Genomic DNA, 23901 nt, shown 5'->3' on the forward strand with positions numbered 1-23901 from the left:
TGATGATTGGTGCTTTTTATTGGCGTTGCGGTTAATGCGTTAAGCGCCATCTTGCTTTCAAAATGGATAGTCATATAACCACATGATATTTAACTGAACTCATCTGAGTGCAGCGCGGTTTCTTTGCGCCAAAAATAGCCAAAAACATGCAGTCAGTACACTGGTAGCTGTAAGCCAGGGGCGGTAGCCTGCGTTTTAGTCAAATGAATGAATAATAAAATTGCACGATTTGATTAGCGATAATCTTATTTAACCCACCATTTTATGAGAGTTGAAAGGCCGACATTTTCTGCCTGAGGAAACTCCGAAATAAATCAAAGTTAATGTTAAGCCGGACGAAAGGGACGTGAAGTTTGGCCTGGCAATGAATCTCACTGAGGTTGATCTGTGAAAGATAAATTAAAAAATTCGATGTGGATGATTGCTGAAAAGCTCATCGCGGTGTTTGGTCTGATTTTTGTGACGTCCTATGTCGCGAAATATGTTGGACCGACCACCTTCGGCATTATCTCACTCTCCATGCTGGTGTTTCAGTTTATTCAGTCGATCGCCGTGATGGGTAGCGATGTGATTTTACTGAAGCGTATCTCGCAAAATCGTTATTCAGGTATTCGCCTGATGATGGCGACTTTTTTACTGGTGATGCTTATTTACTGCGGCTTAGCGCTCAGCGGCATGGTGATCATGGGCGAGGAGTGGAGCCGCGAAGCGCTGGTGTTTATCTGCGCAGCGGCGATTGCCTGTCTGTTCTCGTCGATTGATCTGGTCAATATCTATAACGAGGCAATGCTCAACGCACGACTCAATGTGATCGCCAACGTGATTGGCCTCGCGATCAGTCTGTCGGTGCGCTTCATAATTTCGTATCTGCAACTGGATCCTCAGTTCCTGGCGATCCCCATCGTGCTGGCTACGTTGCTGCCGTTCAGCATCAAGTTAGCGATCTTCTGGCGCTATCATCGCCAGGGGCCGATTCCGGCACTGCGCCACATCAAAAAATATTCGCGCTACATGGTGGCTTCCGGCATTTCACTGGTGTTCTCGGTGATTGCTATCGCGATTTATACCCGCGTCAATCAGCTCAGCGTCTCGTATTTCCTCGGCGTGAAAGAGGCGGGCATATTTGCCGTGGCCATGACGCTGGCAACCTCATGGGTGTTTTTGCCCAACGCTCTGTTGGCCTCCTTTTTCCCGGCGTTCTTTGCCGAGCGCGATGATGAGCAGTCCATTATCAAAGCGCAAAAACTGCATCTGTTAGTGCTGGGCGTGTCTGCCATTGTGATCATGGCGATATGGCAACTCGCAGGCTGGTTTATTCGTGATTTTTACGGCGAGGCGTATCTCGATGCCATCGCGCCAACGCTATTGCTCAGTGTGGGCGCGATGTGTGGTGTGCTCAGCAGCTTAATGGACCGTTTTATTATTAAGTACAACGGTTATCGCTTTTTAGTGAAAAAGACCTTTGCGGTATTAATTATCTGCCTGGCATCTTCCATTTTATTGGTGCCGCTTTTCGGTTTGACCGGCGCTGCTTTCAGCGTGGTATTAACCGAATTCCTCTCTTTCTCGCTGCTTAATTATTTCTTCACTGCGCAACCTGTGATGCGTATTCATCAGATTTTTTTCAACCCCAGGAAACTATGGCAGCTACTTGTCAATTACAAAACCTCAGACAGTAAAGAGAGTTTATCATGAATGAAAAACCACTTTTCAGTATTATTATTCCCGTCTATAACTCACAAAAAACCATCAAGCGGACATTGCTGAGTGTGCTTAATCAGACGTTCAACAATTATGAAATTGTGGTGGTTAATGATGGTAGCACTGATGCAACCCTGAAAGTACTGGAGGAGTTTTCACGTTATTCTCAGGTTACTGTGATTAACCAAATTAATGCCGGTGTCAGTGCAGCGCGCAATAGTGGGTTGCAACAGGCCAGTGGGGAATATGTTCTATTCCTCGATGCAGATGATTGGGTAGATAATGATTTCTTGATGATCTTCAAACAGAATCTGGATGCATGGTCGACAGAGTCTGTGGACTTGATCGTGGGTAATCTCAACGACGGCCGCGTGGGCAAGGTCTCTCAGTCTGGCTTTTTCAGCAACGAAGATATCCCTTACGTGCTCGGCGAGCTGGAGATGAGCGATAACATTGGTTATCTGCATAACAAGTGCTATCGCCGTCAGATTCTGAGTGAATTGAACCTGCGCTTTATCGAGGGGATCTCGATGAGTGAGGATCTGCTATTCAATCTCAAATTCTTCAGCTGTATTAGCAATTTCCTGGTCACTCAGGGATCGGCATATCATTATGAAGATGTAGCAGGCTCATTATCTAAGCAAAAGGTGCATTACAGCGAGTTAAAGGTACGGAAACAGTTTCTGACCACGCTGTATGATTCAATCGTGGATAAATATCAGGGAAGTAATCTCGATTACCTGCTGAAGGGCATTTCCAAACGCGTGCTGGCGTTAGATATGCAAATTGTGACGGCGATGTACCATTCGTCGTTTTCACCTGCGGATATCGCGCAGGAGATCAATGAAATAAAGCGGGGGAAATACTCGAAAGGGATTTTTATTCTGCTCAATAAAAATGAAAAACTGAAGTACATGATTATGAATTTGAATACTATCACAGCGTACTATTTCCTTTATGCACTCTACAGAATGCGCGCATTCTGATTTGAAATTCCCCCGGGATTATTCTCTGTTATTGTCTGCTGCGGATATTCCTCAGAATACCGAGTGGAACAATGGCTTCGCCAGAGATTAGTTGCCGGGGGAGTTTCACCTTTCTCTACTGCAGTGCCTGTGGCAACGGTTCGCCGTTGCCACATTTTCCCCGCCAGCACAGCCCGCTTTCAACGCCTCTCTCTCGCGCATCACTCTCCAGCCCACATCCCGTGCAGCCTGCACATCGAGCCCGACAAATCCTTGCACTCCTTCATGCTCTCAGGTCAAATAGCGCCCCATGCAAACGTTTGCGTGCGTGAATCATGCATATCTGCTGGTTTAATAACCGATTCGCGCATTTATGACGGCTTTGTGATGCATGTCTTGCGTTCAGGCAACCTTAAGTCGTCAAAAACGCGTAGCATGTGCCCGTCGCACCATTGGCATGTTTAGCCGCCGTGATTTCGGCAGCATTGTTTATAAGCTTTAGATTCTGGAGAGACAGATGGACAACTCACAAACCGTTGCGCAGGGCACGGTTGAGGCCAGTTCAACAGGCTGGCGTAAGAGTGATACCGTGTGGATGCTGGGCCTCTACGGTACAGCGATAGGCGCAGGCGTTTTATTCCTGCCGATCAATGCGGGTGCAGGTGGTTTAATCCCCCTGATCATTATGACAATTCTCGCGTTCCCCATGACCTACTATGCACACCGCGCACTGACGCGCTTTGTGCTTTCAGGTAAAAATCCCGGTGAAGATATTACCGAAGTGGTGGAAGAGCACTTCGGTGTGGGCGCGGGCAAGATCATCACCTTGCTCTATTTCTTCGCTATCTTCCCGATCCTGCTGATGTACAGCGTCGCGATCACCAATACCGTTGACAGCTTTATCGTGCATCAACTTGGTATGGTATCGCCGCCGCGCGTGGTGCTGTCATTGGTGCTGATCATCGGCATGATGACCGTGGTGCGCTTTGGTGAGCAGATGATCGTGAAAGCGATGAGCGTGCTGGTGTTCCCGTTTGTCGCGGTGCTCATGCTGCTGGCGGCTTATCTGGTGCCTCACTGGCACGGCGCGGCACTGGAAACGCTGTCGTTTAGCCAAAGCGCGGGCGATAGCAGCATCTGGATGACACTGTGGCTGGCGATTCCGGTAATGGTGTTCTCCTTTAACCACTCGCCGATTATCTCGTCGTTCGCGGTGGCGAAGCGCAATGAATATGGCGCAGGCGCGGAAAAGAAATGTTCACGCATTTTAGCCAGCGCACACCTGATGATGGTGGTGACGGTGATGTTCTTTGTGTTCAGCTGTGTGCTGAGCTTGTCGCCGGCTGATTTACAGGCGGCCAAAGATCAGAACATCACCATTTTGTCCTATCTGGCGAACCACTTTAATGTGCCGATGATTGCCTGGATGGGACCGATAGTGGCGATGGTGGCGATCACCAAATCGTTCCTCGGTCACTACCTGGGGGCGCGTGAAGGCTTTAACGGGATTGTGGTGAAATCGCTGCGCAGCCGTGGGAAAAGCGTCACGCCTCAGCGTTTGAACCGTGTGACAACCGGCTTTATGCTGTTGACCACCTGGCTGGTTGCAACATGGAATCCGAGCATTCTTGGGATGATTGAAACCCTCGGCGGCCCGATCATTGCGATGATTCTGTTCCTGATGCCGATGTACGCCATTCAGAAAGTCCCGGCGATGCGTCAGTACAGCGGTAAAATCAGCAACGTGTTTGTGGTGATGATTGGCTTGTTAGCGATTTCGTCGATTGCGTATTCGCTGATGCATTGATGCAAAAGGGCGGCGCGATCTCTCGCGCCGCCCTGTCTTATACGGCGGCGGTCTTAAACACACTCATCGACTGTGCCAGACGATCGGCCTGTTCCTGCAACGCCTGAGAAGCGGCGGACGCTTCCTGTACTAAAGCGGCGTTTTGCTGAGTCACCGCTTCCATCTGAGTAATCGCCAGATTGATCTCACTGATACCACTGCTCTGCTCGCTGCTGGCAATGGTAATTTCGCTCATGATATCCGCCACACTCTTCACGCTGTTCACCACTTCACCAATGGTGGTTCCCGCGTGCGTCACCAGACGGCTGCCTTCATCCACTTTCGATACCGAGTCTTCAATCAGTACTTTGATCTCTTTCGCGGCTGAGGCGGAACGCTGTGCCAGATTACGCACTTCGGTGGCGACCACAGCAAATCCACGGCCTTGTTCACCCGCACGAGCGGCTTCCACCGCGGCGTTCAGGGACAGAATGTTGGTCTGGAAGGCAATAGAATCGATGACGCTGATGATATCGACGATTTTCTTCGAGGAAAGGGTGATAGCTTCCATCTTCTCGATGACCTGTTCCATCACCACGCCGCCTTCTTTGGCGACCGTTGAGGTCGTGGCAACCAGCTGATTAGCTTCACGCGCGTTATCGGCGTTGTGTTTAACGGTAGCCGTCATCTGCTCCATGGCGGAGGCGGTCTCTTCCAGCGAGCTGGCCTGCTGCTCGGTACGGGATGAGAGATCAATGTTACCGCTGGAGATTTGATTCGACGCGACGGCAATGGTGTCAGAACCGGCACGAACGTTGGACACGATGGTCAGCAGGTTATCGTTCATCGCCTGCAGCGCCTGCATCAGCACCGCGGTTTCATCTTTGCCGCTGACTTCAATGTGTGAGCTAAGGTCGCCCGCCGCCACTTTCTCGGCGATGCCTACCGCTTCATTTAACGGGCGCACAATTGAGCGCGTCAGCATAAAGCCAAGCAGCACGGAGGCGGCAATCGCGATAGCCGAGAAGATCAGGGTGATTTCAATCGCAGTCGAGCCATCATCAATGATGCCAGTGCCTTCTTTGCGCAGCTGATCCGACTGTGAATTGGCAAAAGCCACGGCGCTATCGAGAAAGGTATTCTGCGTGCTGGTGATTTTCTTCAGCACATAAGTGCTGGCTTCATCCAGTTTGCCAGCGCGCACTAAGTCCAACACTTCGTTCTTCTGTGCTTCGAACAGCTGGCTGGCAGCCAGCAGACCGGCGATTTTCTTCTTACCCACTTCGGTGGTCTGAATCGCTTCGATTTTTTTCATGGCAGTGTTGGTGCGATCGGTCGCTTCATCCAGCTGCTTGAAACGCTGTGCGTTGTTTTCCGGGCGCAGTGTATCGATCACCATGCCGCGCAGGTATTTGATCTGATCGTTCACGCCATCGCGCACGTCAAAACCCAGACGGACTTTGACATAGCGATCTTCCACAATCGAGGTGATGCCGTTTTTGATGTTGTTGATTTTCATAATCGATGTCACACCGACCACGCCCAGTAGTGCCACGACAAGCGCGAAGGCTATCCCTAAACGGGCGCCCACTTTCATATTCTTTAAGCTCAACATTGGTTCTCCCCGTAATGCTAAATAGTGTTGTTTTCAAGACGGAAAAGCAGGCGTATGGCCCGCATCAGGCTGATGTTTTATAAGATAAAGATACTTTCCGGGCGTAATTAATCTGGTATGGCAGCACCGGTTTAAGCGCTATCAGTTATCGGTTGTTAATGTTTTAACTTTAATTTTTTAGAGCTGCGTCACAAAATCGTTAACATGATTAATGAGTGGATCGGTTTTGTCAGAGAGGGATGGACGTAAAAAAGGCGCGAATATCGCGCCTTATGGGAGTGTGGGTGAGATTAGAAAGGATTAACGCTTCTTCTCCAGCACACGATGGATCACACTCGACAGCTCGTTAATCTCAAATTTCGCCACATAGCCATCGGCGCCGACTTTACGCACATGGTCTTCGTTGGCGCTGCCGGAGAGCGAGGAGTGGATCACAACCGGAATCTGACGCAGCGCATCATCGCGTTTGATATTTCGCGTCAGAGTAAAGCCATCCATCTCTGGCATTTCCAGATCGGTCAGCACCAGCGCGATTTTGTCATGGATGGATTCGCCAGCTGCTGCGGCTTCTTTCTGCATCTCGTTAATTTTGATCCAGGCTTCCAGACCGGTGTTATGCATGATGGCCGGAATGCCCATGCTTTTCAGACCTTGCTCCAGCAGCTGGCGCGCGACTTTGGAGTCTTCCGCCACAATGGCCACCTGGCCGGGCTTGAGATTGAAATCTTTCACTGTCTCAGCACTCGGCTCGACGCCGCGCACCGAAGGAATGATGTCATACAGAATCTGCTCAACGTCCAGCACCATCGCCAGATTGTTGCTCTGACCGTCGGTGTCGAGGCAGGCGATGCTGGTGATATTGCGGCTACCAATACCGGCTTCTGCGGTGTGCACCTGGTTCCAGTCGAGACGGACGATATTCTCCACCGACTCCACCGCGAAGGCCTGGGTGCTACGCGCATACTCGGTGACCAGCAGCAGGTTAAGGCCGGTTTCCGGTTTACAGCCGGTGACAGCGGGCAGATCGATGACCGGGATAAACTGACCGCGGATACTGGCCATGCCGAGCAGTGGTGACTGCATACCTGCTGCACGGGTAATAGTCGGCATCGGTACGATTTCACGCAGTTTAAACACGTTAATGCCGTAAAGCTCAGATTTGCCTTTCAGCTGATCGGAACCCAGGCGGAACAGCAGCAGTTCGAATTTATTGGAAAGCGCCAGGTTGGCGCGTTCATCGATCTCTTTCTGAAAATTATCCATCATGGCCTCAAGCGGAATCTGGGCTGGGTAAAGGGGCAATGATTAACTTATCGGCAGCGGGGAAAAAAAATGAAGGGGCAGGGCAGAAAATTTAGCGCGAGAGTGGCTACCCTCGCGCAAAGGGGGATTACTTCAGCAGGATGGCACGAACGCTTTTGCCTTTGATCTTGCCTTCTTTCAGCTTGATCAGCGCTTTCTTCGCGTGTGCCGCATCGATCGCCACATAAGCGTGGGTTTGCGTCAGATCGATCTTACCGATTTGATCGCCGCTGAATCCGGCTTCACCGGTGAGCGCGCCGAGGATATCGCCCGGGCGAATTTTGGCTTTACGACCGCCATCAATGCACAGCGTCATTTTAGTCGCCGGCAGCGGTTGTGCGGATTTGCCTTTCAAAGTGGCGGAGGAAACCCAGTTAAGTTTCTGGCTCAGGTACTCTTCCAGCGCATTGGCGCGTGTCATTTCGTCAGGCGCCACGAAGCTTACCGCCATGCCTTTCTCACCCGCACGACCGGTGCGGCCGATGCGGTGGATGTGCACTTCAGGATCCCATGCCAGCTGGAAGTTCACCACTAACGCCAGCGATTTGATATCCAGCCCACGTGCTGCCACGTCGGTGGCAATCAAAACGCGGATGCTGCCATTGGCGAAACGGATCAGGACGCGTTCACGATCGCGCTGCTCCAGATCGCCATGCAGTGCCAGTGCACTGATTTGACGATCGTTTAATGCCGCAGCGACGTCATCACACTCACGTTTGGTATTACAGAACACCACGCAAGAAGCGGGCTGCTGTTGGCTCAACAATGCACTCAGCAGGTTGCCGCGCTCATGGGCGCTGGCCTCAATAAACTGTTGCTCAATGGCAGGCAGTTCCGCTTTGTCTTCCGTGGCCACGGCCAATGCATCACGCTGGAAGCGCTGGCTGAGGCTGGCAATCGTATCTGGCCAGGTGGCAGAGAACAGCAGCGTCTGGCGCGCTTCCGGCGTGAAACCGATGATCGCTTCCATGTCGTCACGGAAACCCATCTCCAGCATACGATCGGCTTCATCTAACACCAGCGTTTGCAGTGCGTTGAGATCGAGGTTGTCGCGCTTAAGATGATCAAGGATGCGGCCCGGCGTGCCGACCACAATATGCGGTGCGTGCACCAGCGAATCGCGCTGCGCACTCATCGGTTGACCGCCGCACAGCGTCAGAATTTTAATGTTGCGGGTAAAACGTGCCAGCTGACGCAGCACATTACTCACCTGATCGGCCAGTTCTCGCGTTGGACACAGAATCAGCGCCTGAGTTTGGGTGCGGGTGTTGTCAATGCGCTGCAGCAGGCCGATACCAAAGGCGGCCGTTTTGCCGCTGCCGGTTTTCGCCTGCGCACGCACATCGCGCCCTTCAAGAATCGCAGGCAGAGAAGCGGCCTGAATCGGTGTCATGGCGTCGAAACCCATCTCGCGCAGGTTGTCGAGTTGGCTGGCAGGGAGTTGCGTCAGGGTAGAAAAAGCGGTCACGGGAATGTCTCAAATAGCGGTCAGGATTGCGGCGGTCAGTCTCGCAGAAAGGGCTGCTATCGGCAATGCAAATTGCGTAATTGATAACATCGCGAAATCAATTAGCATGGCGATCATTTGGTTAATTAACCGCCTAAAATAGATGTAAAGTTCTAATCATTTGCTTCTGCATGGCCGGTTACTTAAAAACGTGTGAAACGTCTTTCCTGAATGAAAAGGTACAATTAGCGTTAATAAAGGGACTATATAGCGTCTTTTTGGCCTGTTTTTGTCTGTGTTAAGCTTATGTGTCACTTAAGATGGGTAAAATTCCGATTAAAATAACCTGCCGTTTTGCTTTATATTTGGCGCGCCATTTGGCGAACAATAATATATTCAGAGGTCCAGTTTGAGTCTTTACGTCCAGGGACAAAACGAAGACATTCTGAAAATCGTCGGCCGCGCCGTGTTAACCCTGCATCTGCACGGAGAGACCCTGTCTTCGGATAAAGTCAGCTCCATGATTGCCTGTTACGCGGAAGAAGAGCCTGTTAGCGACGATGAAAACCAGCGTTTATACGCGCTGGCGATTCAGATGTTATCGTAAATCCAGCACTCTGCATGGGGCGCTTGCCGCCCCTGCATTTTTCGTTCATCAAGCCTCCGCAAGGGGGCTTTTTTGATCTCAGACGCTGAACACCGGCGTTCCACGCTGGAAGGTGGCGCGCACCGGGGCAATACGAGCCACCGCTTCAGCGGAGCAGCTTGCTTCAACCAGCATCATGCTGGCGTCATCCTGCACTTTCGGCCACTGGCGATCGCCCTGGTTCGACAGCGGCAATATCCCGCCGGTGGCGATATGCAGTGCACGGCTCAGACCAAACTCATCAGAGCCGCGATAGAGCTGCGCATACAGGTTGGCCTTCTCCAGCATGCTGCCGGTGCCGAACGGTGACCAGTGATCGATCACGCTGTCCGTGCCGGTCATCACCGTGATACCTGCGGCCTGCAGTTGCGGCAACGGCATGGTCAGTTTGCCGATTGGGATGGTGGATGCCACGCTCATCTGCTGCTCGGCCATGCCTGCAATCATCTTATCCAGCGCCTTACCCTCCAGGGTGCCCAGCGCGAAGCCGTGACTCAACGTCACTTTGCCTTTGAGTTGCGGGTTTTTGGCGATGGTATCCACCATGTACTGAATCGCCGCCACGCCAGATGGCGCGGTTTCGTGCAGGTGAATATCCACACCGCGATTGTAATCCAGCGCAATCTGGAACATCGCATCCAGCGACGCCTGCATCGCACCATCCACATTGGTAGGATCCAGTCCGCCAACGTATTGCACGCCCATCTGCATGGCTTCGCGCATCAGGCCATCCACTTTCGAGTGCAGTAAACCGTGCTGCGGGAAGGCGACAATTTCACAGGGAAACTCGGGGTGGTTGGCTAACGCCAGTTTCAGGTGCTCCAGACTTTTTAGTCCACTCACCGGATCAATGTTGCAGTGGCTGCGCGCCTCAGTGGTGCCTTTGCTGTGCAACAAACCGATCAACGCTTCGGCACGCGCCTGTGAGGTGGGCAGTAACTGCGGGATCAGCACCTGTTCACGGGCAATCATATCCATGATGGTTTTGCCCTGACGTGGACGCGGGGCTTGCCAGGGGCCGCTGTAAAAGGTTTTATCCAGGTGGATATGCATGTCACGGGTGCGCGGCAACAGTAGCGAACCATGGGCGTCCCACTGCGGAATGTCGGCGTTGCGCGCTTTACCGGCGGCATCGATGGCTGCAAATTTGCCGTCTTTGACGGTGATATCGTAGAGAGCGGTACGCGTGGCAATGATCTCGTTGCCGTCACGCTCAAAACCCTCTTCGAGGCGGACGTTGAGCAGTTGGTAATGAGCCACGCGCGGAGGCGGTGAAGACGTTAGCGATGCGGCAGAAGAGGGCGATGGCGCGGCAGTGCTCATACCGGCTGCCAGCAGGCTACCGGCAGCAGTGAGGCGTACGCCCTGACTAATAAAATCGCGACGGCTGGGTGAAGTGAGGTGCATCAGAGGCTCCAGTCAACAAGGAAAACGTTAATCTGGCAAAACGCTGGCTGAGGCGCTGCGATATTTCCCACTGCTGAGCAGTGGAAAAATCACTGCCACTTTAACTGGCAAAATTCCACTAACGCCGCGGCCAGCGCCTGCTGCAAATCGTCCTGTGGAGATCGGCAAAAAAGTGCCAGCTCAAAGTGACTGATCGGCGGTAAACCCTGCGCTTCACCCAGAACGCGATGCCCGGGCAGACGGCAGCTGGCAGGCAGTAAGGTCAAGCCTAACCCCGCCGCGCTGGCACTGGCGAGTGCCACCAGACTGGCGCTGCTGTAACTGATGCGCCAGCTGCGGCCCAGCGCATCCAGCGTCTGACACATCTCTTCGCGATACAGCCCCTGCTGGGGAAACACCACCAGCGGCACTGGCGTTTGCTCAAAACAGGGATGCTCGGCGCTGTCCAGCCACAGCAGGGGTTCCGGTCGTGCTGCCAGCGGACGCTCACCGCCCGGCTGTTTGATGAGCATAATATCCAGCTCCTCACGCTGCCACGCGCGGTGCAGATCGACATACATGCCGCTCATCACATCGAGTCGCAGCTGAGGATGTTCACGGCTGAACTGCGCCAGCAGTGCTGCGGTAGGGGCGGCAAAATCCTCTGGGACACCGAGGCGCAGGACACCATCGCGCCACTTATCGCTCAGCACATCGTGAGCTTCGCCGTTGAGCGCAATGATACGGCGGGCATAGCCCAGTAGTTTCTCTCCCTCTTCGGTCAACACCACCTGATGCGAGGTGCGTTCCAGCAAGGCTTTACCAATCATCTCCTCCAGGCGGCGCACCTGTTGGCTGACGGTGGATTGCGATAAATGCACGCGGTCGGCGGCGCGCGTGAAGCTAGCGGTTTCGCATACTGCCACAAAACTGAGTAACTGCTGCGGCGTAAACATCGGCTGACGATTCATTTTTCCACTGATCGTTATGGTGTTATTTCATTTCCAAATAGTAACCATAACTGCGACCCTGACAACCTTTCTACTGCAGGATTGTGTATGAACCGACATTCCAACGGATTGACGCTCGCCGCTTTGGTGCTGGCCGGGCTGAATATGCGTCCGTTATTAACCTCTGTCAGCCCCTTGCTAGGCGAACTGCGCCAGGCCATGGGCCTCTCTTCACTCGCCGCCTCGCTGTTGCCCGCCGTGCCGATGATAATGATGGGTGCGGTGGCGCTATTGAGTGCCTCCCTGATGCAACGTGTTCCGTTGCAACGTTTGTTGATTACCGGATTGATCCTGCTGCTGCTGGCGTTGGCCGCGCGCGGTGTGATTCACGACGGGCAGTGGCTGGTGGTGAGTGCGCTATTTGCCGGGCTCGGCGTTGGCGTGGTGCAGATGGCGTTGCCGGGGTTGATCCGCCAGCGCTTTCCCCAGCGTAGCGCGCCTGTTACCGGGTTATGGGCTGGCGCGTTAATGGGCGGCGGCGGATTGGGGGCAGCACTTTCGCCGTGGCTCAGCGCGCATTTTGGCTGGTCGCTGGCGCTCACCGGTTGGGCACTGCCGGTGTTGCTGGCGATTGTGCTGTGGTGGATGGTGCGCGTGCCGGTGGCGCAGAGTGCGGAACCTATCGCTATGCCTTCGCTATGGCGCAAGCCGCGCGCCTGGTCGCTGGCGCTCAGCTTTGGTCTGGTGAATGGCGGTTACGCCACCTGCGTGGCCTGGCTTCCTGATGCTTATCACCACCTTGGCTGGTCAGCGCAGGCGGGCGGTTCGCTGCTGGGCGTGATGATTCTTTGTCAGGTGGCTGGCGCGTTATTGATGCCATTACTGGCGCGCAAGGCGGATCGCCGTCCACAGCTGATTGTCAGTTTGGTTTGCCAATTGCTGGGGATGTGCGGCTTCCTGTTTGCGCCACTGCTGGCGCCGTGGCTATGGGCAGCGATTGCCGGCTTCGGCCTCGGCGCGGCATTTCCTATGGCGATGGTGCTGGCGCTCGATCACCTGCCACATCCGCAGGCTGGCGCTCGCCTGGTGGCGTTTATGCAGGGGGCGGGATTTATTATTGCTGGTTGCATGCCGTTTATCGCCGGTCAGTTGCAGGCGCTGACGCACAGTTTTACCAGCGTGTGGCTGATGCAGGGGGCCGTAACGGTGGGATTGATTGTGCTAAATCTTCGCTTCCATCCCCACAGTTATCGTCGGGCCTTTGGTCAGACAGAGTGATTATTGGTCCTACCAAAACGATTTAAATGTTGCCACATCGTCACATAACACGAAAAAGCACCCCAGCTTCGTTGCTTTTGGTTAACAATGCATTAACTATCTGGAGCCAGAAAGCCCCGCACTGCATTTTGGTCCTACCAATTTCGGTGAGCAGAAGGGCAAGACCTGTGGCGCAATCCTGCATTGCCGTTGCGCTGCACTCATCTGGTAACCTCTGGAGATAACGGCATGCCGGTGTGGCAACAAAACTACGATCCTCTCAACAATCTGTGGCTTTCCAGCCTGGTGGCGGTGATCCCGATTGTGTTCTTCTTCTTCGCGCTGCTGAAGCTCAAGCTAAAAGGCTATCAGGCGGGTACGGCTACGGTGGTGATTGCACTGCTGGTGGCGCTGTTCCTGTATGGCATGCCGCTGGGCCAGGCGTTGGCCTCCGTGGTCTATGGCTTCCTGTACGGCCTGTGGCCGATTGCCTGGATCATCGTGGCGGCGGTGTTTGTTTATAAGATTTCGGTGAAAACCGGGCAATTCGACATTATCCGTGCTTCGATCCTCTCTATTACCCCCGATCAGCGCTTGCAGATGCTGATCGTCGGATTCTCTTTCGGCGCGTTTCTCGAAGGCGCGGCGGGTTTTGGCGCTCCGGTGGCGATCACCGCTGCACTGCTGGTGGGATTGGGCTTCAATCCGCTGTATGCCGCGGGCTTGTGCCTGATCGTTAACACCGCGCCGGTGGCCTTTGGTGCGATGGGGATTCCCATTATCGTCGCCGGGCAGGTCACCGGACTCGATAGCTTCCAGATTGGCCAGATGGCCGGGCGTCAATTGCCATTCCTGACCATCATTGTGCTGTTCTGGATCATGGCGATTATGGATGGCTGGCGCGGTATCAAGGAAACATGGCCAGCGGTGATCGTGGCGGGCGGATCGTTTGCCATTGCCCAGTTCCTCAGCTCCAACTTCCTTGGCCCTGAATTGCCGGACATCATCTCGTCTCTGGCCTCACTTATCTGCCTGACGTTGTTCCTGCGACGCTGGAAGCCGGTGCGTATTTTCCGCTTCGATGAGAAAACTGCTGTCGATCCCACCCAAACGAACAAGCGCTATACGCTGGGCCAGATTGTGCGTGCGTGGATGCCGTTCCTGTTCCTCACCGCCACCGTGACCCTGTGGAGCATTCCGCCGTTCAAAGCGCTGTTTGCCAAAGGCGGCGCGATGTATGACTGGGTGTTCAGTGTGCCGGTCCCGCTGCTGCATGAGCTGGTATCCCGCATGCCGCCGGTGGTGAGTGCGGCCACGCCGTATGCGGCTATCTTTAAGTTCGATGTGCTGTCAGCGACCGGCACGGCGATTATCGTGGCGGCGGTGCTGTCTGTGATTTGGCTGCGCATGAAACCTGCCGCAGCGATCCAGACCTTCGCTGAGACGCTAAAGGAACTGGCCCTGCCGATCTATTCAATCGGTATGGTGCTGGCTTTTGCCTTTATCTCCAACTATTCCGGACTCTCGGCGACGTTAGCCCTGGCGCTGGCGCACACCGGCAGTGCCTTTACCTTCTTCTCGCCGTTCCTTGGCTGGCTTGGCGTGTTTCTCACTGGCTCCGATACTTCTTCTAATGCGCTGTTCGCGGCGTTGCAGGCCACCACCGCGCAGCAAATTGGTGTGTCGGATGTGCTGCTGGTGGCCGCCAACACCACGGGTGGCGTAACGGGTAAAATGATTTCACCGCAGTCGATCGCCATCGCGTGCGCCGCCGTGGGGCTGGTGGGTAAGGAGTCAGACTTGTTCCGCTTTACCGTCAAACACAGCCTGATCTTCACCTGTATGGTGGGCGTGATCACCACGCTGCAGGCCTACGTCTTAACCTGGATGATTCCATGACAGAAAACACGCCGCGATTAGCGGATACGCTTCGGGCGCGATTGCGCGCCTGGATTGATGAACACCAGCTGGAGCCGGGCATGCGTTTGCCGGCTGAGCGTCAGCTGGCCGCTGAGTTCGGGGTGTCGCGCTCATCATTGCGTGAGGTGATCCAGCAGTTGATCAGCAGCGGCGTGTTAATCAGCAAACGCGGCGGCGGCACCTGGCTGTGTGAGCCGCAGGAACCCTGGTCGGAACAGCGTATTGTCGAGCCGATTCGCCAGCTGCTGGCGGACGACCCGGATTATCGCTGGGATATCCTGGAAGCGCGCCACGCCATCGAAGCCAGTACCGCCTGGCACGCCGCCTTGCGTGCCACTGAAGCGGATAAAGAGAAGCTGCGTCTTGCCTTCGATGCCCTGCTGAAGATGCACGACTGTGACGACCCCGATATCGCTGCGCAGGCCGATCTGCGCTTCCATCTCGCCATTGCTGAAGCCTCGCATAATGTGGTGCTGCTGCAAACCATGCGCGGCTTTTTCGATTTGCTGCAGTCATCCGTGCTGCACAGCCGCCAGCGCATGTACACCCAACCGGTGATCTTTAATCGCCTGAATGAACAACATCAGGCGATGTTCGATGCGGTGATGGCCGGGGATGCCGAGGCGGCACGTCAGGCGGCGATGGATCACCTCGGCTTTGTGCATACCACCTTGAAATCGCTCCATGAAGATGAAGCCCGACAGGCGCGAATTACCCGCTTGCCAGGCGAGTCCCTGGATAATCGTAAGGAAAAAAACTGATGATCATCTCTGCTGCCAGTGACTACCGCGCCGCGGCGCAACGCATCCTGCCACCGTTCCTGTTCCACTATCTTGACGGCGGTGCCTACGCCGAACACACCCTGAAGCGCAATGTGTCCGATTTGTCGGACGTGGCGCTGCGCCAGCGGGTGTTGAAGAACATGTCCGATCTCAGTCTGGAAACCAAACTGTTCAACGAAACGCTCTCGATGCCGGTCGCGTTAGCGCCCGTGGGCCTGTGCGGCATGTATGCGCGACGCGGAGAAGTGCAGGCGGCACGGGCGGCGGCATCGAAAGGCATTCCGTTCACGCTTTCCACCGTCTCACTGTGTCCGATTGAAGAGGTGGCGCCTGCCATCAACCGCCCAATGTGGTTCCAGCTGTATGTGCTGCGCGATCGTGGCTTTATGCGTAACGCACTGGAGCGCGCCAAGGCGGCGGGTTGCTCGACGCTGGTCTTCACCGTGGATATGCCGACGCCGGGCGCGCGTTATCGCGATGCGCATTCGGGCATGAGCGGGCCAAATGCGGCGATGCGTCGCTACTGGCAGGCGGTGACGCATCCGCAGTGGGCGTGGGATGTGGGGCTGAATGGCCGTCCGCACGATCTCGGTAATATCTCCGCTTATCTCGGAAAGCCCACCGGACTGGAAGATTACATTGGCTGGCTGGCGAATAACTTTGACCCGTCGATCTCATGGAAAGACCTGGAGTGGATTCGCGAGTTCTGGGATGGCCCGATGGTGATCAAAGGCATTCTGGATCCCGAAGATGCGCGTGATGCCGTGCGCTTTGGCGCGGACGGCATTGTGGTGTCGAACCACGGCGGACGTCAGCTGGATGGTGTGCTGTCATCGGCACGCGCACTGCCCGCCATTGCTGATGCCGTGAAAGGCGATATTGCGATTCTGGCCGACAGTGGTATTCGCAACGGTCTGGATGTGGTGCGCATGATCGCGCTTGGTGCGGACACCGTGCTGCTGGGCCGTGCCTTTATCTACGCGCTGGCGACTCATGGTCAGCGTGGCGTTGAGAATTTGCTGAATTTGATCGAAAAAGAGATGAAAGTTGCGATGACGCTGACCGGGGCAAAAACCATTGCCGAGATCACCCAGGACTCGCTGGTGCAGGCGAATGCGCTGCTGAGCGAAGCGGGGTTACATCCAGCTCGACCGCGTGCCGTAAGCTGAGGCGCGGAAAGCAAAATGAGTGACGTTGTCTATACTGACTGCTGTCTGACTAACAGGAGGAATGACATGACCATTCATAAGAAAGGATCGGCCCATTGGGAAGGCGACATCAAAGGCAAAGGTACGGTGAGCACCGAAAGTGGCGTGCTGAGCAACCAGCCTTACGGCTTCAATACCCGTTTTGAGGGTGAGAAGGGCACAAATCCGGAAGAGCTGATCGGTGCGGCACATGCGGCGTGCTTCTCCATGGCGCTGTCGCTGATGCTGGGTCAGGCTGGCCATCCGCCAAAAAGTATTGATACCACGGCGGATGTGTCTCTGGACAAGCAAGGTGAAGGTTTCGCCATTACCAAAATTGCCCTGACCAGCACCATTGCGCTGCCGGGCATCGATAGCGCCAAATTTGATGAGATTATTCAGAAAGCCAAAGCGGGCTGTCCTGTGTCACAAGTCCTCAATGCTGAAATTAGCCTGGACTATACGCTGAATAATTAATCGCCCTTACGCTTTACCAGCGGTAGAATAACGATGCGCCTCAGGGCGCATCGTTGCTTTCTGCCGTCTGGAGGATGCGTGGGGAAAAAACTGGCTGCAACTAAACACTGGAAAATGATTGTGGTGCTGCTGTGCATCTGCGGCGCGCTGATGCTGATTCGCTGGGCGGCCATGATATGGGGCTGAAGGACTGGATCTGCCGCCATAAGCTCGGCGTACTAGTGATGGTGATTCTGGTGCTGGAAGGGATGCACTATCTGCTGACCGCCAGCTGGTTACCGTGGCAGCTCGGTTGATTCAGGCATATTCGCTGTCTGGCTGACGAACGTTACGCACACTGCTGCGCGCAATGCGATAGGCCTTGCGTGGGTCACCCGCCACAAACTCAAAAGTGGGCGAGTAGTAGAACGGCAACCAGCCTTCAAAGCTGCTCTCCCATTCCCAACGTACCGGGCAGGGCCAGAGAATGCCATCATACAAAATGTAATAAACCCAGCGTCCGTTTGGACGACGGGGGCGAGTAGTCTTCATGGGATTCACAACGGTAATAGTGTAAAGCAGCTTATATTTTGGACGCTATGCGCCCATCTTGCAATGCCGCCTGGCTTATTTTTGTACAGTTCAAATAAAACTGGCACCGAATTAACGGTGCACTTCCCCGCACAGCAGGACCACATTCGGCCGGACTTTATGGATGCGGTCGGCCATTTGCTCACAGGCCACTTTGGTTGGGTAGATACGTTCTGACACGGGTAAGGCGTCACAGGCATCATGTCCACACGCGCTCACTAACAACACAAAACCAATCAGCATGATTGGACTCCTTTAACACGTTCCTGATGAGACGGAAGCAGTGGCTGTTCGTTCCTTTTTTTAATCCAGTATAGCCAAACGGCACGAGAGTCAATGATCACCCCGAGCGGCCTGGTGGTGCGAACGGCGAGATTATAACCAGACGGACGCACAACAGCAGTACAATCTGGGCTAAACTGTGCGGCCCTGACAAAAATGATGAGTGAGTGACCAATGTTGAACGAAATTGCCCATCCGGCCAGCAGCCCGAAACAAGCCGCGCTGCAACTGGTGATTGAACTGGTGCGCGCTGGCAAACTGAGCCCGCTGCAAGGCGATGCTTCAAACATGATTTCCATCTACGAGCAGTTCAAAGCCCATTTTGAGGCGGATAAACACAAAGACTCGGCGATTTCCTGAAGCTTTTATTCTGAAAACAGCGCAAGAAATTGCGCTGTTTTTTTATGCGTAGAACCAGGCGGGCAGAATCGCGATCAGGTTATTGAGCGTATGCAGGAAAATGGGCAGCGCGAGGCTATTACTGCGCAGACGGGCATAACACAGCAACAGTGAAAACAGCGTCAGGGCCACAATGGTTTCCCAGTGCACGTATTGCGTGTGCATCGCGGCGAACAGCAGAGAGGTGAGCAGCATGCAGGCGAAGCGACTCTTCGGTGCCCACAACAAAAATCCTTGTAACAGAAAACCGCGGAACAACACCTCTTCAAATACCGGCGCCAGCAGCACGGCAGTCAGCAGCAGGATCAGCATCGAACTGCGTCCCTGTTGGCTCTGCGCAATCAACCAGCCTTCCGGTTGCAGGAATTGCGTTTGCGCCACCATCAGCGCCACCAGCGCACCGACAAACAGCAGCGCCTGACCGGGACGTAGATATCCCAGCGGAATGTCAGTTCGGCGTTGGCAGTAAAAACGATACAGCGGGTAAATCACCGCGAATTCAAACAAGCAGAGCACCGGCACCAGTAAACCGTTATTGCGCAGCGCCCCGTAGTTGGGAAACAGCGTAATCAGCATGGTCACGACGTAATACACCACAAAGCTCGCGGCGTAGAACAGCGTCAGCGTCACTTTGTCGGATTGGGTGTCCATAGTCAGCTCAATGGGCAGAGGAAAACGCATAGTAGCAATGGCGATCATTGCTGTCGAGATGGCCCCACACAGAATTGCACTGCTCAAAAATTCCGCCGCGAGGACTAAATCTGCAGCGGCCTGCGCCGATAACCAAAAAAACCATTACAGGACGGAGGCGCATCGAAAGCGCACCCTGTCTTCTTTTTTGCTGCCTCTGTTTGCGAGCACATTGCATGAATTCTGAGTATCACCGACACGCGACCTTGCCTGCCAGGGCTAATATGGAAGCACACACGGTACGGGTGACGCGACGCAGTCTGCGCACCTTAACGTCGCTACTCTTTGGCGTGCTATTGCTTTCTGTCGTCATGGTGCTGGTGATTGCCCATCGACAAAACACTGACTCCATCCAGCAGGATGTCAACCTGATGCGCCAGGCCTGGCAACAGCAGCAGGAGAAGATGATCACCGATGTGCGTGATTACGCGAACTGGGGTGAAGGCTGGAAAAATCTGCACCTGACGGTGAATAAAGTCTGGGCGTGGGACGAAGAGAACTTTGGACCCAGCCTGTACAAGGAGTACCACTACGACGGCGTGTTTGTCATTGATGGTGCCGGCAAAACGCGCTACGCGGTGGTGGATGGCAAATTGTCAGAGGCGTCGCTGGAGAGCTGGTTAGGCGGGCAAACTGCACTGTTGCTGGCCGCCGCACGTCACCAGCCTGACGATGGCATCACGCGCAACGCGATAATCAATCAACAGCCGGCACTGGTGGTGGCTGCGCCGATCACGCCAGGCAAGGTGCCCGATCTTCCCACCATCCCTGGCCCGTCTTCGGTGATGGTGTTCGTCAACATCATGACCCCGGAAAAATTGCTGGTCCTTGGCAAGTCGCTCAATGTGATCGCTCCGCGAATTGCGAATGGCTTAAACGATGCGTTGTATGAACCGCGGCTGGCTGAACCGGTGATTCAGGGCGAGCCGCTGGTGTTACGCTGGCAGGCCAAAAATCCCGGCTTTGGGGTGATCTGGCTGATGATGCCGCTGCTGTGTTTCACTGTACTGGCGGTTGCGCTGGTGACACGCCGGGTCATTCGCCATGCGCTGCATAACGCCGTCATTTCCGATCGTCGCTTTGAAATGCTGGCCATCAGCCAGCGTGAACTGGCCAACAGTGAAGAGCGTTTTCGCGATCTGGCGGAAGCGGCCTCGGACTGGATTTGGGAGGTCGACGATCAGGGCCGCCTTTGCTATCTCTCCTCGCGTTTTGCGGCAGTTACCGGACACGAAGTCAAAAGCTGGATTGGGCGCCCGCTGGATCAACTCCTCAGCCATCCCAGCCATTCGCTGGTGGCCTGGCTGTTGCGTCAGGGCGATGAAATCCAGCATGTGCCGCTGCGCTGCCAGTTCATGGCTGCCAACGGTGAGCGCCGTATCGGCGAATTGATGGCGAAGACCATTCGTCGTAACGGCTTGCGCACCGGTTTTCGCGGCACGGTGTCCGATATTACCCATGAAGTGGATGCAGAAGCGCGCATTCAGTTCCTGTCACGCCATGACCTGCTTACTGGCCTTGCCAACCGCATGCAGCTGCAGGAATTCCTGACCACACATTTGGAAAATGCCACGCAAGAGGCACCGCTGTTTGTGATCAGCTTCGATCTCGATCAGTTCAAACCGATCAACGATTCGTGGGGCCACGCGGTGGGCGATGTGGTGCTGAATGAGATCTCTCAGCGGCTAAAAAATCTGATTGGGCCTGATGAACTGGCGGCACGACTGGGCGGGGATGAGTTTATTCTGCTGCTGCGCGAAAGCTCGCGTGCCGGTCTGGAGTATCGTTGCCGCGCACTGCAACGCGCCGTCCATCAGCCGATAATCACGGGATTGCATCAGCTGAATCTCACTGCCAGCATGGGTATCGTCAGCGCGCCGCAGGATGCCGCGCATCCGGAGGCGTTGCTGCGGCTGGCGGACATCGCACTCGGTCAGGCACGCACGGCTGGACGCGATCGCTGGGTGTGGTACTCCAACGATATGGCCAACCATATTCAATCGAAGCGCGATATGGTGCAGGCGATTGAAGAGGCGCTGCGCAACAACACGTTTTCACTGCACTATCAGCCGCGTTATCAACTGCAAACGGGTCAGCTGGCTGGCGCAGAGGCGCTGATTCGCTGGCAGGTGGGCGAAGATCAATGGATTACGCCAGACCGCTTTATTCCGCTGGCGGAAGAGAATGGGCTGATCGCTGCCATCAGTGACTGGGTATTGATGCGCGCCTGCCATGATGCCAGCGACTGGGGCGAACAGCGCTACGTATCCGTTAACATCTCACCGGTGGAATTCCGCAACAGTGATTTGGTGGATCGCGTGGCACATGCGCTGGCGGTCAGCGGCTTACCGGCAACCCGGCTTGAGTTGGAGATCACTGAAAACGTCACCTTCGAGCACCCCGATCGTGCACTGGAAATCATGCAGGGGTTGCGAGCGCTGGGCGTGAGGCTAACGGTCGATGATTTTGGCACCGGCTATGCGGCATTAGGTTACCTGAAAACTTTCCCATTCAACGGCCTGAAAATCGATCGGTCATGGATGAAAGAATTCCCGGAGTCGAAGCAGGCGCAATCGGTGGTCGCGGGGATTGTCGGGTTAGCGCGGGCCTTTGCGCTCACCATTACGGCAGAAGGGATTGAAACCGAAGCGCAGCTCAACGAGCTGAAGGCGCTTTCCTGTGAAGAAGGGCAGGGCTACTTCCTCGGCAAGCCGATGCCGCTCGCGGCATTTCATGCGCGCTTGCAGGATGAAAAAGAAGCCGCTCAGTAAGCGCGGCTTCTCCGTCATGGCGGCCGTTTAGCCGCCAGCATCATCAGGACTTAACGCACCCGCACCGCCACTACGGTCATCAGGATGGTAAAGCCGATAAAAATGGCAAGTTCCATCATCGTCTCCTCAGATAATTCTTAGTTAATTATAGTGACTGAGTGCGTTATTTTTAGACAGGGCGTGCGATTAATCCTGGGAAATGAGAGGAAGATCGCGCGTTACAGCACAATTCTTCGACCAATCCACTGGCATTGTTTTCACATCAACGGCTTGCTTTGTTACTCTCGGGAACGGTTCGTTTACTATCCAGGAGGAGAAACTTGTGACCCATTATGGAAAAGCGTTACTGGCCACGGCCTTTTTTGCCTTAACCGCCTGCCAGTCCGCCAGCAAACCTGACAGCACTGCTGCCGCCAGCCACGATCCCGAAACCGATCAGTGCGGCGCATCGCAATATCAGAACTACATAGGTCAGCCGTTGGCCAGCCTGGATACCCAACGCTTTGCCGGGCCGATGCGGGCGATTCCGTGGAACGGCGCGGTGACTATGGACTTTAATCTGCGCCGTCTAAACTTTACCGCCGATCAGAGCGGTAAGATTTCGCGGGTTTACTGCGGATAAATCTAAACGGACATCGCATTGTCATCGGGCTGTCATGGCGCCGGGCGAGGATAGCTGCGCATTACGGAGATTTCCTCGTCACTCTCGAATATGCAATGCTCGTCTTGTTTCTTCCCGCCTCGGCGGGAATTTTTTTATCTATTAATCTGTAATGGATTAATTGAGGAGCGACGATGAGACACACCGGAAAAATTCTGCTAATTACCCTGCTATTAAGCCCACTGGCGCACGCCTCGAGCGAAGCCGCCTGGCAGCAAAACAGCCAAACCCGGCAGCAAGCTTGTCTGAAAGCCAGCGGCCTGAAGGCGGTGAAGGTGGTGGGTAAACCGATTCAGTATGACGATAGCGTCGGTTACGATGCGGTACTGCTGGAAGGGCGTTATCCACAGAAGCACATGAAAAATCAGATGGGACGTGAGCTATGCTTGTACCAGCGTGCGAGCGGTAAAGCCGTGGTCAGCGAAGCCGATCACCTGCGTGCAGTGAAGTAAACGGCGTTGGGGCGCGCCTGCAAAGGGCGCGTCGTGAAGTCCCTGAAGGCTGCGTATATCCCTTGAGTCCGCCCGCAAACGGCCGTCATGTAATCCATCAACGCTGTACCTGTGCTTCAAATATACCCGCACACCGGGCGATTTCGCAGGCGGCTGAATGATGGCACCTTATGGCTTTTGTTGCCGGGCTTCCAGCAGCTGCGCCAGCAAATTACGGTAGTTTTGTAGCTGCTGCTCATCGCCCTCAAACTCCAGCTTAGCAATCACCCGCGCAATGATCGCTTTGCTGGTCGCAGGCTGACCATCATCCATCAATTCGCGCATGATCGCTGCCAGCAGATCGCTCTCGTGCGGCGCATGCCATGCAGGACTGTTGAAGTAGTCGGTAATCGCCCGACTGGCGCTGTTAGGATGTGTTCTCATGGCTGACCTCCGCAGAGACAACGATGCCCACCGCCGATCATTGGCAGCATTGGGAAATATGGGTTAAGCATGGGAACTGTCCAGAACGGGCAGCGCCTCGCCAGCGATGGCCGGTGATTTTTTAAACATAGATGCGGCGTCGAATATTGTCAGTAATGGATAGACATATTTTTTCACGTTTGCTCTCCCTGGCGATGCGCTTATCTTGCTGAGTTGTTTGTTACAGCACATA

23 protein-coding genes are annotated in these 23901 nt (G+C 54.6%); 14 read left to right on the plus strand and 9 right to left on the minus strand.

What is annotated here, in order from left to right; all coding sequences use genetic code 11:
* Nucleotides 1-387: 387 nt before the first annotated feature.
* The 3 genes from ACXI0A_RS05745 to ACXI0A_RS05755 all read left to right on the plus strand — a co-directional run bounded on the left by ACXI0A_RS05745 (nucleotide 388) and on the right by ACXI0A_RS05755 (nucleotide 4473).
* Complete coding sequence (locus ACXI0A_RS05745; RefSeq protein ID WP_476149945.1) at nucleotides 388-1695, plus strand: oligosaccharide flippase family protein; 1308 nt, start codon at nucleotides 388-390, stop codon at nucleotides 1693-1695.
* Nucleotides 1692-2687 carry a glycosyltransferase family 2 protein gene (locus tag ACXI0A_RS05750; protein ID WP_224934204.1) on the plus strand — a complete coding sequence of 332 codons (996 nt, stop codon included), beginning with the start codon at nucleotides 1692-1694 and terminating at the stop codon, nucleotides 2685-2687. Before ACXI0A_RS05745 ends, ACXI0A_RS05750 begins: the two co-directional genes overlap by 4 nt.
* 496 nt (nucleotides 2688-3183) lie before the next feature.
* Entirely contained in the window at nucleotides 3184-4473 is a 1290-nt protein-coding gene (locus ACXI0A_RS05755) for an HAAAP family serine/threonine permease (protein ID WP_224934203.1), read from the plus strand.
* 37 nt (nucleotides 4474-4510) lie between these two features.
* Here ACXI0A_RS05755 and ACXI0A_RS05760 read toward each other — a convergent pair whose 3' ends face one another.
* The 3 genes from ACXI0A_RS05760 to dbpA form a co-directional block, all read right to left on the minus strand.
* Nucleotides 4511-6067 (minus strand): methyl-accepting chemotaxis protein, encoded by a 1557-nt coding sequence (locus ACXI0A_RS05760; RefSeq protein WP_476149943.1) that lies wholly within the window; start codon nucleotides 6065-6067, stop codon nucleotides 4511-4513.
* 300 nt (nucleotides 6068-6367) lie between these two features.
* Complete coding sequence (locus tag ACXI0A_RS05765; protein WP_476151142.1) at nucleotides 6368-7330, minus strand: chemotaxis protein CheW; 963 nt, start codon at nucleotides 7328-7330, stop codon at nucleotides 6368-6370.
* A gap of 127 nt (nucleotides 7331-7457) precedes the next feature.
* Nucleotides 7458-8837 carry an ATP-dependent RNA helicase DbpA gene (dbpA, locus tag ACXI0A_RS05770; protein ID WP_476149941.1) on the minus strand — a complete coding sequence of 460 codons (1380 nt, stop codon included), beginning with the start codon at nucleotides 8835-8837 and terminating at the stop codon, nucleotides 7458-7460.
* Nucleotides 8838-9225: 388 nt separating this feature from the next.
* Between dbpA and ACXI0A_RS05775 the strand changes: the two genes are divergently transcribed.
* A complete protein-coding gene (locus tag ACXI0A_RS05775) occupies nucleotides 9226-9423 on the plus strand; it encodes a hypothetical protein (protein ID WP_038648725.1) in 198 nt (65 codons plus the stop codon).
* A gap of 78 nt (nucleotides 9424-9501) precedes the next feature.
* On the opposite strand, the gene ACXI0A_RS05780 is transcribed toward ACXI0A_RS05775, so the two are convergent.
* Nucleotides 9502-10869, minus strand: coding sequence for an amidohydrolase (locus ACXI0A_RS05780; RefSeq protein ID WP_476149939.1), 1368 nt, complete (start codon nucleotides 10867-10869; stop codon nucleotides 9502-9504).
* An 89-nt stretch (nucleotides 10870-10958) separates the two neighbouring features.
* A complete protein-coding gene (locus ACXI0A_RS05785) occupies nucleotides 10959-11819 on the minus strand; it encodes a LysR substrate-binding domain-containing protein (RefSeq protein ID WP_224934198.1) in 861 nt (286 codons plus the stop codon).
* Between the two features lie 87 nt (nucleotides 11820-11906).
* Between ACXI0A_RS05785 and ACXI0A_RS05790 the strand changes: the two genes are divergently transcribed.
* The 6 genes from ACXI0A_RS05790 (at nucleotide 11907) to yniD (ending at nucleotide 17607) form a co-directional block, all read left to right on the plus strand.
* Complete coding sequence (locus ACXI0A_RS05790; protein ID WP_476149937.1) at nucleotides 11907-13076, plus strand: cyanate transporter; 1170 nt, start codon at nucleotides 11907-11909, stop codon at nucleotides 13074-13076.
* Between the two features lie 228 nt (nucleotides 13077-13304).
* Complete coding sequence (lldP, locus tag ACXI0A_RS05795; protein WP_476149935.1) at nucleotides 13305-14954, plus strand: L-lactate permease; 1650 nt, start codon at nucleotides 13305-13307, stop codon at nucleotides 14952-14954.
* Entirely contained in the window at nucleotides 14951-15736 is a 786-nt protein-coding gene (gene lldR / locus ACXI0A_RS05800; RefSeq protein ID WP_476149934.1) for a transcriptional regulator LldR, read from the plus strand. Before lldP ends, lldR begins: the two co-directional genes overlap by 4 nt.
* Nucleotides 15736-16926, plus strand: coding sequence for an FMN-dependent L-lactate dehydrogenase LldD (gene lldD / locus ACXI0A_RS05805; protein ID WP_224934194.1), 1191 nt, complete (start codon nucleotides 15736-15738; stop codon nucleotides 16924-16926). Before lldR ends, lldD begins: the two co-directional genes overlap by 1 nt.
* 66 nt (nucleotides 16927-16992) lie before the next feature.
* Nucleotides 16993-17421 carry an OsmC family protein gene (locus ACXI0A_RS05810; protein ID WP_100702213.1) on the plus strand — a complete coding sequence of 143 codons (429 nt, stop codon included), beginning with the start codon at nucleotides 16993-16995 and terminating at the stop codon, nucleotides 17419-17421.
* Nucleotides 17422-17499: 78 nt separating this feature from the next.
* Entirely contained in the window at nucleotides 17500-17607 is a 108-nt protein-coding gene (yniD, locus tag ACXI0A_RS05815; RefSeq protein ID WP_097117533.1) for a small membrane protein YniD, read from the plus strand.
* 111 nt (nucleotides 17608-17718) lie between these two features.
* Here the strand turns inward: yniD and ACXI0A_RS05820 are convergent, their stop codons facing one another.
* Both ACXI0A_RS05820 and ACXI0A_RS05825 read right to left on the minus strand, forming a co-directional pair.
* Nucleotides 17719-17952, minus strand: coding sequence for a hypothetical protein (locus tag ACXI0A_RS05820; protein ID WP_224934193.1), 234 nt, complete (start codon nucleotides 17950-17952; stop codon nucleotides 17719-17721).
* Between the two features lie 111 nt (nucleotides 17953-18063).
* A complete protein-coding gene (locus ACXI0A_RS05825) occupies nucleotides 18064-18234 on the minus strand; it encodes a hypothetical protein (protein ID WP_007887091.1) in 171 nt (56 codons plus the stop codon).
* Nucleotides 18235-18447: 213 nt separating this feature from the next.
* Here ACXI0A_RS05825 and ACXI0A_RS05830 point away from each other — a divergent pair, with 213 nt between their 5' ends.
* A complete protein-coding gene (locus tag ACXI0A_RS05830; RefSeq protein WP_100702215.1) occupies nucleotides 18448-18633 on the plus strand; it encodes a hypothetical protein in 186 nt (61 codons plus the stop codon).
* Nucleotides 18634-18675: 42 nt separating this feature from the next.
* Here the strand turns inward: ACXI0A_RS05830 and ACXI0A_RS05835 are convergent, their stop codons facing one another.
* Nucleotides 18676-19323, minus strand: coding sequence for a CPBP family intramembrane glutamic endopeptidase (locus tag ACXI0A_RS05835; protein WP_034830547.1), 648 nt, complete (start codon nucleotides 19321-19323; stop codon nucleotides 18676-18678).
* 215 nt (nucleotides 19324-19538) lie between these two features.
* Here ACXI0A_RS05835 and ACXI0A_RS05840 point away from each other — a divergent pair, with 215 nt between their 5' ends.
* From ACXI0A_RS05840 to ACXI0A_RS05850, 3 genes are all read left to right on the plus strand, one after another.
* Complete coding sequence (locus tag ACXI0A_RS05840; RefSeq protein ID WP_476149931.1) at nucleotides 19539-22133, plus strand: EAL domain-containing protein; 2595 nt, start codon at nucleotides 19539-19541, stop codon at nucleotides 22131-22133.
* A gap of 322 nt (nucleotides 22134-22455) precedes the next feature.
* Entirely contained in the window at nucleotides 22456-22755 is a 300-nt protein-coding gene (locus tag ACXI0A_RS05845) for an I78 family peptidase inhibitor (RefSeq protein ID WP_224934191.1), read from the plus strand.
* Nucleotides 22756-22928: 173 nt separating this feature from the next.
* Nucleotides 22929-23246 (plus strand): hypothetical protein, encoded by a 318-nt coding sequence (locus ACXI0A_RS05850; RefSeq protein ID WP_476149929.1) that lies wholly within the window; start codon nucleotides 22929-22931, stop codon nucleotides 23244-23246.
* A gap of 168 nt (nucleotides 23247-23414) precedes the next feature.
* On the opposite strand, the gene ACXI0A_RS05855 is transcribed toward ACXI0A_RS05850, so the two are convergent.
* Nucleotides 23415-23669 carry a biofilm development regulator YmgB/AriR family protein gene (locus ACXI0A_RS05855; RefSeq protein WP_224934189.1) on the minus strand — a complete coding sequence of 85 codons (255 nt, stop codon included), beginning with the start codon at nucleotides 23667-23669 and terminating at the stop codon, nucleotides 23415-23417.
* Between the last annotated feature and the right edge of the window lie 232 nt (nucleotides 23670-23901).

The organism is Pantoea sp. C1E2 (assembly GCF_056491465.1).

What these genes read in the sequence shown, in the direction of transcription:
- lldD (WP_224934194.1), top strand. Translation starts at nt 15,736, where the DNA reads ATGATCATCTCTGCTGCCAGTGACTACCGCGCCGCGGCGCAACGCATC.
- ACXI0A_RS05835 (WP_034830547.1), bottom strand. Translation starts at nt 19,323, where the DNA reads ATGGACACCCAATCCGACAAAGTGACGCTGACGCTGTTCTACGCCGCG.
- ACXI0A_RS05820 (WP_224934193.1), bottom strand. Translation starts at nt 17,952, where the DNA reads ATGAAGACTACTCGCCCCCGTCGTCCAAACGGACGCTGGGTTTATTAC.
- ACXI0A_RS05830 (WP_100702215.1), top strand. Translation starts at nt 18,448, where the DNA reads ATGTTGAACGAAATTGCCCATCCGGCCAGCAGCCCGAAACAAGCCGCG.
- ACXI0A_RS05840 (WP_476149931.1), top strand. Translation starts at nt 19,539, where the DNA reads ATGAATTCTGAGTATCACCGACACGCGACCTTGCCTGCCAGGGCTAAT.
- ACXI0A_RS05760 (WP_476149943.1), bottom strand. Translation starts at nt 6,067, where the DNA reads ATGTTGAGCTTAAAGAATATGAAAGTGGGCGCCCGTTTAGGGATAGCC.
- ACXI0A_RS05790 (WP_476149937.1), top strand. Translation starts at nt 11,907, where the DNA reads ATGAACCGACATTCCAACGGATTGACGCTCGCCGCTTTGGTGCTGGCC.
- lldP (WP_476149935.1), top strand. Translation starts at nt 13,305, where the DNA reads ATGCCGGTGTGGCAACAAAACTACGATCCTCTCAACAATCTGTGGCTT.
- lldR (WP_476149934.1), top strand. Translation starts at nt 14,951, where the DNA reads ATGACAGAAAACACGCCGCGATTAGCGGATACGCTTCGGGCGCGATTG.
- ACXI0A_RS05785 (WP_224934198.1), bottom strand. Translation starts at nt 11,819, where the DNA reads ATGAATCGTCAGCCGATGTTTACGCCGCAGCAGTTACTCAGTTTTGTG.
- ACXI0A_RS05755 (WP_224934203.1), top strand. Translation starts at nt 3,184, where the DNA reads ATGGACAACTCACAAACCGTTGCGCAGGGCACGGTTGAGGCCAGTTCA.
- ACXI0A_RS05825 (WP_007887091.1), bottom strand. Translation starts at nt 18,234, where the DNA reads ATGCTGATTGGTTTTGTGTTGTTAGTGAGCGCGTGTGGACATGATGCC.
- ACXI0A_RS05750 (WP_224934204.1), top strand. Translation starts at nt 1,692, where the DNA reads ATGAATGAAAAACCACTTTTCAGTATTATTATTCCCGTCTATAACTCA.
- ACXI0A_RS05780 (WP_476149939.1), bottom strand. Translation starts at nt 10,869, where the DNA reads ATGCACCTCACTTCACCCAGCCGTCGCGATTTTATTAGTCAGGGCGTA.
- ACXI0A_RS05855 (WP_224934189.1), bottom strand. Translation starts at nt 23,669, where the DNA reads ATGAGAACACATCCTAACAGCGCCAGTCGGGCGATTACCGACTACTTC.
- ACXI0A_RS05850 (WP_476149929.1), top strand. Translation starts at nt 22,929, where the DNA reads ATGAGACACACCGGAAAAATTCTGCTAATTACCCTGCTATTAAGCCCA.
- ACXI0A_RS05810 (WP_100702213.1), top strand. Translation starts at nt 16,993, where the DNA reads ATGACCATTCATAAGAAAGGATCGGCCCATTGGGAAGGCGACATCAAA.
- ACXI0A_RS05765 (WP_476151142.1), bottom strand. Translation starts at nt 7,330, where the DNA reads ATGGATAATTTTCAGAAAGAGATCGATGAACGCGCCAACCTGGCGCTT.